Raw genomic sequence first — 15,266 nt, 5'->3', positions numbered from 1 at the left:
TTAAAAAAAAAGTTTTAATTTTGAAATTTAAAGAGTTACTAAAAAAAAATTAATTAACTGATTATTATGGCAATACATCCAATAGAATTTAGATATGGTACTCCAGAAATGAAGGCTATATGGGAACAAGAATCAAAATTACAGAATATGTTAAAAGTTGAAGCCGCACTTGCAAAAGCAGAAGCTGAAATAGGCTTAATTCCAAAAGATGCTGCAGATGAAATAAATAAAAAAGCTACAACTGAATATGTTAAACAAGAACGTGTAGATGAAATTGAACAAGCTACACACCATGATATTGCAGCATTAATGAAAGCATTAGAAGAAGTATGTGAAAATGATGCTGGAGAATATGTTCACTATGGAGCAACAAGTAATGATATTATTGATTCAAGTCAATCAATACAACTTAAGGATTCAATTATAATTATAAGAGAAAAAGTTGTAAAACTCATTGAATTATTAATTGATTTAGCTCAAGAACATAAAAATACTGTAACAATTGGAAGAACACATGGACAACATGCACTTCCTACAACATATGGTATGAAATTTGCTATATACATAGATGAACTTACCCGTCAATTAGATAGATTAGATTTAACAAAAGAACATTTATGTGTTGGTATGATGACTGGAGCAGTTGGTACAACAGCTGCTCTTGGTGATGTAGGTTATGATATTCATATGAGAGTATCTGAAATATTAGGACTTAATCCTGTACATATTTCAAACCAAGTAGTTCAAAGGGATAATCATGCAGAATATGTTATGACTCTTGCAAATATATGTAGTACACTTGAAAAAATGGCATTAGAAGTTCGTAACTTACAAAGAACTGAAATAATGGAAGTTGGTGAAAAATTCGATCCTAAAAAACAGGTAGGTAGTAGTACAATGCCACATAAAAGAAATCCCATAACTGGTGAAAGAATATGTGGTGTATCTAGAGTTGTAAGATCATATGTAAATGCAGCACTACAAAACAACCCATTATGGCATGAAAGAGACTTAACTAACTCCTCTTGTGAACGTATCATATTACCAGAATCAGCTATATTAACAGATTATATATTAAATCTTTCATTAAAATTATTTGGTAAACTTGAATTCCATGAAGAAAATATTGAACGTAACTTAAACTTAAGTAATGGATTGGTAATGGCTGAAAGATTCATGTCAAAATTAACACAAAAAGGTATGGGAAGACAAAGTGCATACAGCCTTGTAAGATCATGTGCAATGGAAGCTTATGCTCAAGATACTGGACTTAAAGACATATTATCAAAACAAGAAGAAATTCTTGAACATTTAACAATGGAAGAAATTGAAGAAACAATGGATCCTCATACATACCTTGGAAGCAGTGCTAAATTTGTTGATAATGTAATTAAATATGCAAAAAAAGCTATAAAAGAATAATGAAAAAATAATTTCTTATTCTTTTTTTTTAAATTATATGACTTATCAAAGTATAATTTTCTTTTTTTAGAATTTAAAAATGTTTTCTTTTTTAAATTAATATTTTACTATCATTTAATCTAGGATTTAACTTCTTAATCTAGGAATATTCTAACACTCTATGTTAAGAAGTAATTCAATGAAAAACTAAATCATAGAAAATGTTATTATAACAAAAATATACTGAAAATATATTAATAACAAATAGTAATAATAAGTAATTGTATACATAAATAATATATTAATAGAAAAAAGAATTTTTAAAATAAATCATAATGCTAAAATAATTAAAATAAAAAAGAGGTAGATATATATGCGACAATTTTCAGAAGCAGGTTATGACAGAGCATTAACAGTATTCAGTCCAGATGGACGTTTATTCCAAATTGAATATGCACGAGAAGCAGTGAAAAGAGGAACTACATCTGTTGGAATTATTTCAAAAGAAGGAGTAGTTTTTGCTGTTGATAAAAAAATTAAAAGCAAACTAATTGTTCCATCATCAATTGAAAAAATATTCAAAATAGATGATCATATTGCTACTGCTTCAAGTGGACTTGTAGCTGATGCTAGAAGATTAATTGATATTGCTAGAAATCAAGCACAAGTAAATAAATTACAGTACCATGAACCAATCACTGTTACAGGATTAGCAAAATATCTTGGTGACTTAGAACAAATGTACACCCAAAGTGGAGGTGTAAGACCATTTGGTATTTCCTTAATCATTGGTGGTGTATCTGATGGAGAATGTAGAATCTATGAAACTGATCCAAGTGGTGCATTAGTTGAATATAAAGCTACAGCAATAGGTCTTGGAAGAGATAAAACCTTAAATTTATTTGAAGATAAGTATGAAGACGATCTTACATTAGATGAAGCTATTGACTTAGCAATTGAAGGTATTTATGTTGCAACAGATGGTAAAGTTGCTGATGATAGTATAGAAATATCAGTAATTGAGAAGGAAAATGCAAAATACCGTAAATTCAATGAGGATGAAATTGAAAAATACGTTCAAAAACTCCTTGACCGTAAAGAACAAGAACAAAAAGACGCTGAAGAAAAAAGAAAAGCTGAAGAAGAAGCTAAAAAAGCTGAAGAAGAAGCTAAAAAAGCTGAAGAAGAAGCTAAAGAATCCTCTGATGATGAAAATGAAGATATTAATGAAGAATAATATCTTCACACTTTTTTTTATAAGAAAAAAAAATATTTTACCACCTGAAAATCACTTGTTTTAATAAAAAATTAAACAATACTTTTTTTTTAACTAAAAAAATAAAAGTTCTAAAGATACTTATTTTAATACCTACTTATTATTAAATAAGATAAAATATAATAATATATAACGAATAAGGAAATAAATTTTTATAAATTAAAAAAATAACAAAATCCAATAATTAAAATAAATAGGTGAAACTATGGTTAATGTTGATGATGCAGTAATCGCACGTTTAGAAAGATATGGTGAAAGATTTGAAATATTAGTAGATGCTGAACTTGCTGCAGATTATAAAAGAGGAGAAGACATTGATATCTCCAAAGTAATAGCTGTTGAAGAAGTATTTAAAGATGCACATAAAGCAGACAAAGCCTCAGAAGAAGCTATGGAAAAAGCATTCGAAACTACAGATGCATTAGAAGTAGCTGATAAAATCATACATAAAGGCCAAATACAAATTACAGCAAATCAAAAACGTAAAATGCAAGAAGAAAAAACTAAACAAGTTATTAACCAAATAGCTCGTGAAGCAATAAATCCACAAACAAAACTTCCCCATCCACCAAAACGTATAGCAAAAGCTATGGAAGAAGCAAAAGTACATATTGATCCAATGAAAACTGTAGAAGAACAAATTGCACCTACTGTAAAAGCAATTTTAACAAAAATACCAATAAGAATAGAAAAAGTACAAGTTGCAGTTAAAATTCCTGGAACATATGCTGGAAAAGGATATTCTACAATAACCCAATATGGTAAATTAATTAAAGAAGAATGGGAAAATGATGGAAGTTGGATTGGTATTGTAGAAATCCCTGGAGGACTACAAGATGAATTTTACACAGCACTAAGTGGTCTAACACATGGAGAGGTTGAAACCAAATTAATTAAATAGATTGAAGTGTATCTATGATATTTGTAGAAAATAAAGAAATAGTACTACCAGGTAGTTTATTAACAGACAATAATTATAAACTAGGTAGAGGTACTTATAAAGAAAATGGAAAGATATATTCCAGTATAACTGGATTAGTATACTTTGAAAGTGAACAAATAAAAGTAATTCCACTAAAAGATACATACAGTCCAAATTATGGTGATTTAGTTATTGGACGAGTAACTGGTTCATCATATTCTTCATGGTCTATTGATATTAACAGCACATATCATGGTTTTCTACCAACAACAGAATTATATGATAAAAATGAGCCCAATATTAACAACATAATCAATATTAAAGATATGTTACTTCTTAGAGTAGCCAATGTTGATGAAATAAATAGAGTGAAGTTAACTCTAAGATCTAGAGGTCTTGGTAAATTCAATCAAGGAACAATTATAAAAGTTAAACAACCAACAATACATTTTTTAAGTGAAGAAAATGCATTTTTAACAACTATGATACAAGAATATACATATACTGATGTAATTATTGGAAAAAATGGACTTATATGGATAAATGGATTGAAAGAAAATATTGAACGTATCATAGAAATAATAGAGCTTATTGAAAAAGAAGAACCACTAAAACATAACCTTATCAAACATATTCAAAGTATGATATTAAATCCAAAATAGAGGGATATAGTGACTAATGAATTTATAAGAAAAGATGGAAGAGCATATAATACTCTTAGAAACATGAAAATGGAAGTAGGAGTTCTTAACAATGCTGATGGTTCTGCATACATTGAATGTGGAAATAATAAAATATTAGTTGGAGTATATGGACCTAGAGAAATACATTCTAAAAAACATTCAAAACCTGATGGTGCAGTATTAAGATGTAAATATAATATGGCACCATTTTCTGTAAAAGAACGAAAAAGACCTGGACCAAATAGACGATCCACTGAAATTTCAAAGTTAATATCTGAAGCTATAACACCAAATATCTTCCTTGAGAAATACCCAAGGGCATCAATTGACATATCTATTGAAGTACTTGAAGCTGAAGGTGGAACAAGATGTCTTGGAATTGTAGGTGCTAGTCTTGCATTAGCAGATGCTGAAATTCCTATGAAAGATCTTATTAGTGCATGTGCTGTTGGTAAAGTAGATGACCATATAGTTCTTGACTTATCAGAACAAGAAGATCAAACTGGACAAGCAGACATGCCACTTGCAATCATTCCCAGAACTGGAGAAATTACTTTTCTTCAAATGGATGGTAACTTAACACAGGAAGAATTTGAAGAAGCATTAGATTTAGCTTATGATGGATGTTATTATATAAATCAACTACAAAAAGAAGCTTTACTTAGTAAATATGGGGGTAGTTATTAATGGTAAATGTAATCTCTGAAGTTTCTAAAGAAAAAGTATTTGATTTATTAAATCAGGGAAAAAGAATTGATGATAGAAAATTTAGTGAATATAGAAATATTTCCATAAAAACCAATTATATTGGAAAGGCTGATGGTTCTGCAATGGTGTCTATTGGTTGTACTACTGTGATTGTTGGAGTTAAAGCTCAAATGACAACACCATTTAATAATGCTCCAAATAGTGGTATTATCATAACAAATACTGAGTTACTTGCCATTGCAAGTCGTAATTTTGAATATGGCCCTCCAAATAAATTTGCTGTTGAAATATCACGCGTTGTAGATAGAGCTATTCGTGAATCTCCTGTTGTTGATTTAGATAAATTATGTGTTATTGAAGGAAGTAAATCATGGAAGTTACATATTGATATGTATATTGTTGACTTTGATGGAAATATTATGGATGCGGCATGCCTTGGAGCTATTTGTGCACTTTTAACAACAAAAATTCCTACAGCAACCAGTGTAAATGGTGAGATTGTTATTGATGAAGAAAATTTAACTCCCCTTCCTATTAAAAATAGAAGTATTTTATGTACAGTTGTGAAAATCAACAACCAGTTAATTGTTGATCCTTCAAAAATTGAGGAAATATTAATGGATTCAAGTGTATCATTTGGATTTAGAGAGGATGGTAGTTTATGTGCCCTTCAAAAATGTGGTCTTAATACATTAACACATAAGGAAGTTACAAAAGCTATGAAGATTGCAAGTATTCGTGCAAAAGAATTATTTTCTATAATTGATACTATATAATAACAAACTATATATTATATGATTACTAAAAATATTATATAGTTATATTATAAGGATAATAGATTTTAGGTGTCTATTAGTTTAATTCCGAAATAATATTATTTTTTAAGCTAATTATTAGAAGTAAGGCATATTGCCGTTACTTTTTTAGTTAATGAATACAAAAGTGAGTACATATTAAAATAACATTTTATAGGTTTTTGTTATTATTAATTAATTCTCAAAAAAAGTTATTATCTATCAACAAAATCAGAGTATTTGTAGAAAGATAACATGATATTTTTAATATTAACTGAATGGAAGGTGAAAAAATGGTAAAAAAAAGTAAAGTAGGATCTACTGGTCGTTTTGGTGCTAGATATGGTAGAAAAGCTAAAAGAACCGTAAAAGACATAGAAGACAAAATGCATGCAAAACATGTTTGTCCTAAATGTGATAGACCTGGTGTAAAAAGAACCCATGCAGGTATCTGGAAATGTAGAAAATGTGGCGCAGTATTTACTGGTGGAGCATACATTCCTACAACACCAATGGGAAAAGTTGCAAAACGTAACATTAAACGTATAACTGGAGGAGAATAAGCATGTACAAATGCATTCACTGTGGAAAAGAAGTTGATATTAAAACATATGCAGAATCTAAATGTCCATATTGCAGATACAGAATCTTATTTAAAGAAGTTCCTGTAGTTAAACGTACTGTTAAAGCTCGATAAGTTATAAACTATTTTTATAAGGGAGATATTTTAAATCTCCTTTATTATTTTAATTTTTATTTAAAGAAAAAACTAATTTTATAATGAGATTTTATTATGATATTTACAATAAGTTCTAATTTAATTATTACAACAAGTAGAAAACCTTCCCAAATTACTAGAAGATTTGCTCAGTTTCTTAAACACTATTTTAATGCTACATATATTAATCGAGGAAAAACTAGTTTCAATAAGATAAAAAATCAGGTCCCTGATGAATCTAAGTTAGTTATTATTAATGAAACTAAGGGTAACCCAAGTAGTATTAATGTTTATGATATTGGTATTGATTCTGAAAATCCATTGTATAGTTTATATGTAAATGTTTCATTACCACAAGAAAAATGTAATATCAATGTAGATAATGGTAATATTATTGTACTTTCTAAGACAAAATCATTAAATGAAATTACATCTAGGTTTATATCATTTAAACCTGAAAAAAAGGTGAAAACTAATTGTATCATTATAAAAGATGATGATAGAGAAGATATTATTGCAACAGTTTCATTTATTGATAAAAAAGGTATAGACACTAAATATAAAGTATATATTAGGGGATTTAATAATAATTAATAAAATGTGTGATTTGATGGATAATAAAAACATATTAAAGAATATTGAAACTATATTTGAAGTTGAATTTAATAGTGAAAACCATGCACAGATAATTTATAATTCAATTAAACCAGAGTTATCATTTTCACGTAACGATAGATCAACAACTACGATACAACTTAAAAATAAGAGTATTATTATTGAAATTAATTCAAAAGATGTTGTTTCTCTACGTGCTTCTATTAATTCTTATGTTCGTTGGATTAACTTATCAATGGAAATCTTAAAAATATAAAAGGAACATAAAAGATATATTATATTATTATTCATTCACATAGAATATAAAATTAGATTTATTTAATATAAAGAAAAAAATTTAGGTGATATAGATGGATATGCCACAAAATATTCAAGAACAATTAAATCAATTCCAACAAGTACAACAACAAGCTCAATCAATTGCTATGCAAAAACAAACATTAACTTTACAAATTAATGAGTCTAAAAAAGCTTTAGATGAATTATCAAAAACAGCAGATGATCAAGATGTTTATAAAACAGCTGGACCACTACTTATAAAAACAACAAAAACTGATTCTGAAGCAGACTTAAAAGATAGTATTGAAATGCTTGAAATTAGACAAAAAACTATTGAAAAACAAGAAAAACGTATAACTGGTAAACTTGAAGAATTACAAAAAAATCTTCAAGAAGCTATGAGTCAAATGAAACAATAGATTATAAATTCTTTTTATAAATCTATTTTTTTTATTATCCCCTCCTATTAATATAATGATAAAAATAATATTTTTATGTAAAATATATTTTAACAGATTTTTTGAATTTTTTATAAAGGAGATTTTTATTATGAAACCACTGAATGATTCTGAAGTAAATGAAATAATTAATTTAGCATATGATAGTTGTCAAAAGTATATTTTAAATTATGTAAATAAGAAGGACTTTGAGAATATTCAAATTACTATTAATTTAAATACTACTAATGATAGTTTTAATATTGATATTGATATTGACTTAGATAGTGATATGAAACTACCTGAAAATTTAGCAAATAGTGCTATTGATGTGGCCCTAGAAGCAGTTGATGAATATGTTGAAAATAGAAACAATTAAGTTTTGATTTTTATGATTATTCCTGTAATTGACATTATGCACAATGAATGTGTTAGTGGAAAATCTGGTAGACGAAGTACTTATAAAAAATTAAGAAGTATTTATGGTGATAATCCATTAGATATTGCAACTGCTCTAAAAGAAGATGGTGCTCAACTAATATATATTGCTGATTTAGATAAAATTGAAAGGATAGATGATAATAACAATATAATATCTTCTATAAATAATATTATTCCTGTAATGTTAGATAATGGTATTTCATCTATTGAAGATATTGAAAATAATAAAAATATATGTAGTTACAATATATTAGCTACTGAAACTATGACAAGTCTTGACAACATAGAAGAAATATTTAAAAAGTATGATAGTAATAAGCTAGTTGTTAGTATAGATATTAAAAATAATGAGCTTCTTGTTAATAATAAGGATATTGATCTTGAGGATGTAATTTATTTAATTAATAAGTATAAACCAAAATATACTATAATTCTTAATATTTCATATGTTGGAACTAAAAAAGGTGTAAATACTAATATAATAGAAGAAATTACTAAAAAAATACCCCACACAAAATGTTGTATAGCAGGTGGTATTAGAAATAGTGATATTGAAACATACACTAAAAAAAATATTAACAACTTCCTTATTGGAACATTACTTCATGAAGGTAATCTTAGTTATAAATTATATATGGAAAGTAAAAAAAATGAAAAATAAAATACTTACTATAGGTCCAATTACAAAAGATATTATAAAAACACCAACACAAACATATATTCAAACAGGCGGTGCATCATATTATCAGATGTGGACATTATATCAATTAAAAAAAGAAGCTACTGCAATTATTACAATAGGTATTTGTGATGTTGAAATGATTAATGATTTTCCAGAAAAAAATAACATAAAACCAATCATAACAACACAAACAATGGAATACACAAACATATACAACAAACAGTTAGAAAGAACACAGAAAGCAAAACTTCCAAACAACCCAATAACACCCGAAAAAATAAGTGAAAAAATTAACATTAAAGAATATGACACAGCCATACTTTCCCCATTATCTAAGAATGACATACCACCAGAAACAATAAAATATCTTAAAACAAACAATATAAAAATAATACTTGCACCCCAAGGATATTTACGTACAACAGATGATAATAACAACATAATAAGCAGTAAATGGGATGATAAAGAAAAATATCTTGAAAATGTAGATATAATTGCATTAGATGAAGATGAAATGAAAACTGCATTTAATATTCAAGAAATCACAGATACAATTATCAAAGACATCATACAAAAATACAATTTAAACACGATAATTATGACAAAAGCAGAGAAAGGATCAAATATCTATACAAAAAATAAAAAAATAGAAATTCCAGCGATAAAAACCAAAAATAACATTGATGCCACAGGTCTAGGTGATACATATATTGCAGCATACACTGCAAAACTAGATTCTAATAACATCTATGAAGCAGGATTATATGCCTCAATAGCATCAAAATTTAAATTAGAATCAAAAGGCCCTTTAAAAGTAGATGAAAAACTAATTCAAAAAGAATTAGAAAAAAGAATTATATTAAACTAGTCAGGATAATAAATGGAAGCACAACTGCTAAAATAAATAAAAATACACCTAATGTTGTATATGCTCTGTTATGATCTAAAACCCCTGAACATAAGAAAAATATTCCCATTACAGCTAATATAGTTGGAATAATTTCTGAATATACAATTACTGACTGTACCATAACATTAACCTCCCTTCTAATTATTAAATAAAATCATTTCATTATAGTAATCTCTTATATTAAACAAATTATATACAATTTTTAGATATAACTACAATATCTTCATAATATCAGTTAAAGTATCAAGTTGTCTAACCTGATAATTTAATTGCTCAAGTTTCTTATTTTGTTCATCAGTAAGTTTTGAATTAATAATCATACTCTGCATACCTGCATTATATGCACCCATAATATCAACATCAAAATTATTACCAACCATGATCGAAGTTCCCTTAGTTACATTCAATCTATCCATAGCTATTTGATATATTTTAGCATCTGGTTTTTCAACACCTACAGATTCAGATGTAACAATTTCATCAAAAAATGGATAAAGTCCTAAACGAATCAATTTTTCCCATTGTTTAAATTCTTTTCCATTAGTTATTAAACCAACCTTATAACCCTTACTTTTTAAATATAAAAGAATTGCAAAAGAGTCTGGTTGTAATTTTAACATTGCAAATTTAGTATTATGATATGTGATAATTCCATTTACAATAATCAAAGGATCTTCAGAACCATTAATATCATTTGTTAAAATATTAAAATGTTTACTATAGTTAGAACCTTTTTCTCTAACAATTTCCATTAAATGTTCATAACCTTCCTCTTCACTACATTGTAGGCCATTATGCACCATAGATTTAACTGCAGCTCTACGTGCAATAGAAGCAAAACCTGATGTATCATACAATGTATCATCCATATCAAAAAAAACTGCTTGAATCATATAATATATATTATGAAGTTTAATTTATATATACATAGATGAAATTTAAAAAAAAATAAAAAGAGTGTTATAAAATCTTTCTACAATATTATAACTTGAATGAACCATCAAGAATAGCCTCTTTAAGATCATTTGCTATTTCAATAGCTCGTTTTTTATCAGATTGTCTACATGTAACAGGAATCTTTCTTAATTTATCTCCAGATTCAAATGATACCACACCTGTATTAATAATAGGTACTCCTCTTGGACATACAGTTGCACAATATCCGCAACCATAACATAAATCAGTATCCACAGTTTTATCCTTTTTAAATGCATTTACTGGACAATATATTTCCGGAAGACACGGAATACATTCAAAACAGTTTTCAGGATTTGTTGTTGGCCTATAATCAGTATTATCCCATACACTATAATCAATTGTAGCTATAGGTAAATGTCTACCATGAATATCACATACAGGTAATGGAATATCCTTATTAAGTACTTTAAGATTGTTTAATATATCTTCATTAAGTACAGGAATTGGTATTGCAACTGAATCAAATACTTCTGGACCCATACCAGTTTTATAACCCCCAACATAATGTGGATCCATATCCTTAATATTAGCTGTTAATAAAAGATTTGGTTTATCAGAAGAACTTCTAGTACCATTATCAATAATAATACCTTCTGCACCATTTAATAACACTTTTAAACCAGGTTTTATAACATCTTGATTTGGATCATTTGCTAATGGATTTACATCACCACAACCCGAGAATGAATATGAATTAAATGGACCTTCCATTGGTGAAGCATTGAATATTGATTTTTGTGCATGAGAATCAGGATTAGTAAAGGAATTATAATTTTTAAATGCCATTCTTGTACCAAATAATCTAGCAGTACCAATTTCATCAAGTGTAATTGTTTTAGTAAATTCATTGTCTTCAATATCAATAACTTTTACCTCTACTGACTTACCCATTATAAGATCCTTTAATAAAAATCCTCCACCATAATTATCAATAGTTTCACTATGATTTGTTCCATACAACATTACATCTACAGAACCTAATAATTCATTAGGACAAGGTCCAGGATATGCAGGTATTCCATTGATATATACTTCTTTTGCTTTATTAAATTTTCCAGGTTCTGAAACTGGCATGTGGAATAATGCAGCTGTACCAGACATAATTCCACTAGTACCACAAGTTACAACATCCACATCATCTACTGTAACTTCTTCATTATTACGTAGTTTAGTTTTTAATTCCTCTGCTGTTAACACAACAGCATCGTTAGAATCTAATTTTTCTTGAATATCTTTCAATGTTTTTGTTATAATAACACCCCAAATTTATTTAATTACATAATAAAACTAAAGATAAAGTTCATGTTTTTAAGCCCGATTCCATAATTAAATAATATATCATCCATATTTCATTGAATAAATACTAAAATTTAATTTTTTTATAGAATTTATTTATAATCTTAATTATATTATATCTACTTTAAAAAAGTATAGCTAATAATAAATTAAAAAAAAAAGTTTTAAAATAAAAAAAAGTAGAAAAAAAAGAATTTATTTAATTCCAACTTCTTATTTGTTCTTTAACTGATTCAAATGCCTCATCTTTTCTTGAAAGATCTGTCATTTTAGCTCCCTGTGCTAGTGTAGGTTTTCCTCCACCTCTTCCACCAAGGAATTTACCAATATCATTTACAACATCACCCATTTTCATACCTTTCTCTAGTATTTTATTGTTAGATGATGCTACTATATTACCATTATTATTAATTAATATAGCAATATCTGCAACTTCTTCTTTTTCAACAAGATTTATTGCAATCTCTCTTAATTGATTGTTATCAACATCTAATACTTCTGTTATAACATTATATCCATTTATATTAGCAATTTCATTTTCTAATGAGAATATTTTTACTTGAGCTAATTGTTTTTCAAGAGATTTAATACGTTTTTGTTGTTCTTTCCATTCATTGAAGAATCTTTTACATGTTCTTGGTAATTGTTCAGCATCTACACCGAAAACATCACTACTATTTCTGATAATATCATCATCATCTTGTATTTTCTTAATTCCAGAGTCAGATACTGCATATTCCAATCTTTCAACACCATCTTGTACTCTTTCAGTTCTAAGTAATTTAATAACTCCAATATCACCAGTTTTTTCACAATGAGTACCTGCACAAGCTTGTACATCAATACCTGGTATTTCAACTACCCTTATGTTTTTACCTGGTACTATACCACCCTGATATAATTTAAAACCATATTTAACTTCAGCATCTGTACGGTCATACCATTGAATATTTACTGGATGATTTTCCTGTACTCTTTTATTTGCTAATCTTTCAATTTCCTGAACTTCTTCATGAGATATACGTTTATAATGTGATAAATCAATTCTTGTTTTATCAAGTCCTTTTTGAGCCCCTGCTTGCCATATATGTTTTCCTAACACTTCTCTAGCAGATGCTATTACAAGGTGTGTTGCTGTATGGTTTCTTGTTAATAAATCTCGACGTTTGGAATCTATTTCTCCAGTTATTTCTTCACCAACAATATTATCAAGTTTTGATTCATCTTCTTTTGCAACATGATGTAGTACAATACCATCTACTTTCTGTGCATATGTTATATTTAATACCTCACCATTTACTCTTGTTATTGTACCTATATCAGATGGTTGTCCTCCACCTTCAGGATAATATATTGTTTGATTGAGTATGATTTTATTTGAATCAACAACTCCCAATACTTTTGCAGTGAATGTTCTTTGTTTTAAATCATCATAGAATGATAATTTTGTTTTAGGGAAATTTAATTCCATTTCTTCAATTTCTTCTTCCTCTTCTTCTTCATGAGCTGCTGCAATTTGTGTATAGAAGTTATCAGGTATGTTAGCATCAAATGCATTTTCTTTTGATATTGCTTCTACAGTTTCAGGTGGAATTCCATGTGAATCATAGAAATTAATTAACATATCTGTTGGGAAAGATTTTTTGTTTTGTTTTTTAAGTGTTTTAATAGATCTTTTAACTAAGTTTTTTCCTTTAGTTAATGTTGTATGATATCTTTCCTCTTCCAAATCTGTAATGTTTATTATATGATCCTTATTATCCTTAATTTCAGGATATGTTTTTGATAAGTAATCTACCTGCATTTTCATTATATCAGATAATGATTCATTAAGACCTAATTCATTCATATATTTTACAGTACGTCTTAAAACTAATCTTGCAAGATAACCTTCTTTAACATTAGATGGTATAATTCCATCTGCTAACATGAAACTTAAACATCTAGTATGATCTGCAACTATGTATATTGCTTCCATAGGTGCAGTTGTCTTTTTGAGCATATCTGGATCTAGAGATAATTTATCTGCTACTTTTTTACGTAAAAGTTTTAAATCAGATATATCTTCAATATCCATCATTCCAGCAATACGTGCATTTTCTGATAATATTTCAGTATTTAATTCTACACCACTTATATCAGTGAGTTTATCTATAACTGAACCAAATGTTGCATCATATGCTGTTGGAGTTCCCTGACTTACCCATGCAATTCTTTCTAAACCATAACCAGTATCTACTATTTTTAGAGGAATTTCTTTTAATCCATCTTTTGTAGTTGCATATTGAATAAATACTAATGTTGCAAGTTCTACTCCATGAGCACATATTTCAAAGGATGGTCCTTCATTACCTCCACCTTTCCACCATGATTCAATATAAGTAATTTCTTCAGGATTAATTCCAATACTTACTAAGAATTCATGACAGTATCTTAAAGTTTCATTTTTCCAATAGATAGGAGTTTCATCTGTATTAAATGCATGATGTGCACCCATAGTAAAACAGGTCATATGTCTACCAGTTCTTCCAACATTATCTACATCATTTAATCTAATAGATGGTTGAGCAACTACTAATGGATTTGCTGGAGGTCTTACCATACCACTTGTTACCCATGGTTGAAAATCATAGATTGAAGCTCCTACTAGAAATACATCATTTCTCCATCTTTTTGCTAAAACAGGATACCTGTTTATTGGAGTATGACCATGATCTTTAAAGAAACCTTTAAATTTCTTCTGTATTCCCATTAAATCATATTGTTTATCTGTCACAGGATTTCCAATAAATTCGTATTCATCACATGGAGCATCACCACATGTTGCTCTTTCACGAATAGACCAGAAAGTATTTCCACATTTCTGACAGACTTGTTTTTTATATCCTAATTGTTCAAGTTCATAAGTCATATTCTTTCACTATAAAAATTGTTTTAAAAAGTAATTAATATCTTAATTATTATAACTTTCTAGTTTTTTATACTAATTATAGGTTTATTAATAATAATATAAAAACATGAGTAAATTATGTATTAAAATTAAATATTTTTAAAATATTCATTTTTTTATGAAAAATATTAAAAAAAGTTACATAAAACACTGATGAATTTATTTATAAAAAAATA

At 27.7% G+C, this 15,266-nt stretch carries 18 protein-coding genes; 14 read left to right on the top strand and 4 right to left on the bottom strand.

What is annotated here, in order from left to right; translation table 11 throughout:
* Nucleotides 1-66 precede the first annotated feature (66 nt).
* The 14 genes from purB to A9758_RS00575 all read left to right on the top strand — a co-directional run bounded on the left by purB (nt 67) and on the right by A9758_RS00575 (nt 9,824).
* Nucleotides 67-1,422, top strand: coding sequence for an adenylosuccinate lyase (gene purB / locus A9758_RS00640; protein ID WP_011406823.1), 1,356 nt, complete (start codon nt 67-69; stop codon nt 1,420-1,422).
* Nucleotides 1,423-1,774: 352 nt separating this feature from the next.
* Entirely contained in the window at nt 1,775-2,638 is an 864-nt protein-coding gene (gene psmA / locus A9758_RS00635) for an archaeal proteasome endopeptidase complex subunit alpha (RefSeq protein WP_011406824.1), read from the top strand.
* Between the two features lie 244 nt (nt 2,639-2,882).
* Complete coding sequence (locus A9758_RS00630; RefSeq protein WP_011406825.1) at nt 2,883-3,578, top strand: ribosome assembly factor SBDS; 696 nt, start codon at nt 2,883-2,885, stop codon at nt 3,576-3,578.
* Nucleotides 3,579-3,592: 14 nt separating this feature from the next.
* Complete coding sequence (locus A9758_RS00625) at nt 3,593-4,261, top strand: exosome complex protein Rrp4 (protein WP_011406826.1); 669 nt, start codon at nt 3,593-3,595, stop codon at nt 4,259-4,261.
* A gap of 9 nt (nt 4,262-4,270) precedes the next feature.
* Nucleotides 4,271-4,969: an exosome complex exonuclease Rrp41 gene (gene rrp41 / locus A9758_RS00620; RefSeq protein WP_011406827.1), complete on the top strand. Its 699-nt coding sequence runs from the start codon at nt 4,271-4,273 to the stop codon at nt 4,967-4,969.
* The gene (rrp42, locus tag A9758_RS00615; protein ID WP_011406828.1) at nt 4,969-5,766 is read left to right on the top strand and encodes an exosome complex protein Rrp42; all 798 of its coding nucleotides are present in this window, start codon (nt 4,969-4,971) and stop codon (nt 5,764-5,766) included. Before rrp41 ends, rrp42 begins: the two co-directional genes overlap by 1 nt.
* A 311-nt stretch (nt 5,767-6,077) precedes the next feature.
* The gene (gene rpl37A, locus A9758_RS00610) at nt 6,078-6,347 is read left to right on the top strand and encodes a 50S ribosomal protein L37Ae (protein ID WP_011406829.1); all 270 of its coding nucleotides are present in this window, start codon (nt 6,078-6,080) and stop codon (nt 6,345-6,347) included.
* Nucleotides 6,348-6,349: 2 nt separating this feature from the next.
* A complete protein-coding gene (locus A9758_RS00605; protein WP_011405870.1) occupies nt 6,350-6,481 on the top strand; it encodes a DNA-directed RNA polymerase subunit P in 132 nt (43 codons plus the stop codon).
* Between the two features lie 96 nt (nt 6,482-6,577).
* Nucleotides 6,578-7,096, top strand: coding sequence for a hypothetical protein (locus A9758_RS00600; protein ID WP_011406830.1), 519 nt, complete (start codon nt 6,578-6,580; stop codon nt 7,094-7,096).
* A gap of 16 nt (nt 7,097-7,112) precedes the next feature.
* Nucleotides 7,113-7,373: a KEOPS complex subunit Pcc1 gene (locus A9758_RS00595; protein ID WP_011406831.1), complete on the top strand. Its 261-nt coding sequence runs from the start codon at nt 7,113-7,115 to the stop codon at nt 7,371-7,373.
* Between the two features lie 94 nt (nt 7,374-7,467).
* Entirely contained in the window at nt 7,468-7,815 is a 348-nt protein-coding gene (locus tag A9758_RS00590; RefSeq protein ID WP_048059758.1) for a prefoldin subunit beta, read from the top strand.
* A 130-nt stretch (nt 7,816-7,945) separates the two neighbouring features.
* Nucleotides 7,946-8,212 (top strand): DUF3194 domain-containing protein, encoded by a 267-nt coding sequence (locus tag A9758_RS00585; protein WP_048059759.1) that lies wholly within the window; start codon nt 7,946-7,948, stop codon nt 8,210-8,212.
* 12 nt (nt 8,213-8,224) lie between these two features.
* Nucleotides 8,225-8,935 carry a HisA/HisF-related TIM barrel protein gene (locus tag A9758_RS00580; protein WP_048059760.1) on the top strand — a complete coding sequence of 237 codons (711 nt, stop codon included), beginning with the start codon at nt 8,225-8,227 and terminating at the stop codon, nt 8,933-8,935.
* Complete coding sequence (locus tag A9758_RS00575; RefSeq protein ID WP_158005504.1) at nt 8,925-9,824, top strand: PfkB family carbohydrate kinase; 900 nt, start codon at nt 8,925-8,927, stop codon at nt 9,822-9,824. Before A9758_RS00580 ends, A9758_RS00575 begins: the two co-directional genes overlap by 11 nt.
* Here the strand turns inward: A9758_RS00575 and A9758_RS07505 are convergent.
* From A9758_RS07505 to alaS, 4 genes are all read right to left on the bottom strand, one after another.
* Nucleotides 9,811-9,987, bottom strand: a complete 177-nt coding sequence (locus A9758_RS07505) for a hypothetical protein (RefSeq protein ID WP_011406835.1) — start codon at nt 9,985-9,987, stop codon at nt 9,811-9,813. The two genes, A9758_RS00575 and A9758_RS07505, sit on opposite strands and share 14 nt — an antisense overlap.
* Nucleotides 9,988-10,078: 91 nt before the next feature.
* A complete protein-coding gene (locus tag A9758_RS00570; RefSeq protein ID WP_011406836.1) occupies nt 10,079-10,759 on the bottom strand; it encodes a TIGR02253 family HAD-type hydrolase in 681 nt (226 codons plus the stop codon).
* Nucleotides 10,760-10,847: 88 nt separating this feature from the next.
* Nucleotides 10,848-12,083: a methanogenesis marker 16 metalloprotein gene (locus A9758_RS00565; RefSeq protein ID WP_011406837.1), complete on the bottom strand. Its 1,236-nt coding sequence runs from the start codon at nt 12,081-12,083 to the stop codon at nt 10,848-10,850.
* Nucleotides 12,084-12,339: 256 nt separating this feature from the next.
* A complete protein-coding gene (gene alaS, locus A9758_RS00560) occupies nt 12,340-15,051 on the bottom strand; it encodes an alanine--tRNA ligase (RefSeq protein ID WP_011406838.1) in 2,712 nt (903 codons plus the stop codon).
* Nucleotides 15,052-15,266: the final 215 nt, after the last annotated feature.

It is taken from the genome of Methanosphaera sp. A6 (genome assembly GCF_001729395.1).
Classification (GTDB): domain Archaea; phylum Methanobacteriota; class Methanobacteria; order Methanobacteriales; family Methanobacteriaceae; genus Methanosphaera; species Methanosphaera stadtmanae.
The sequence above is the reverse complement of the archived record's forward strand: the minus strand, read 5'-3'. Positions and strand labels throughout refer to the sequence as shown.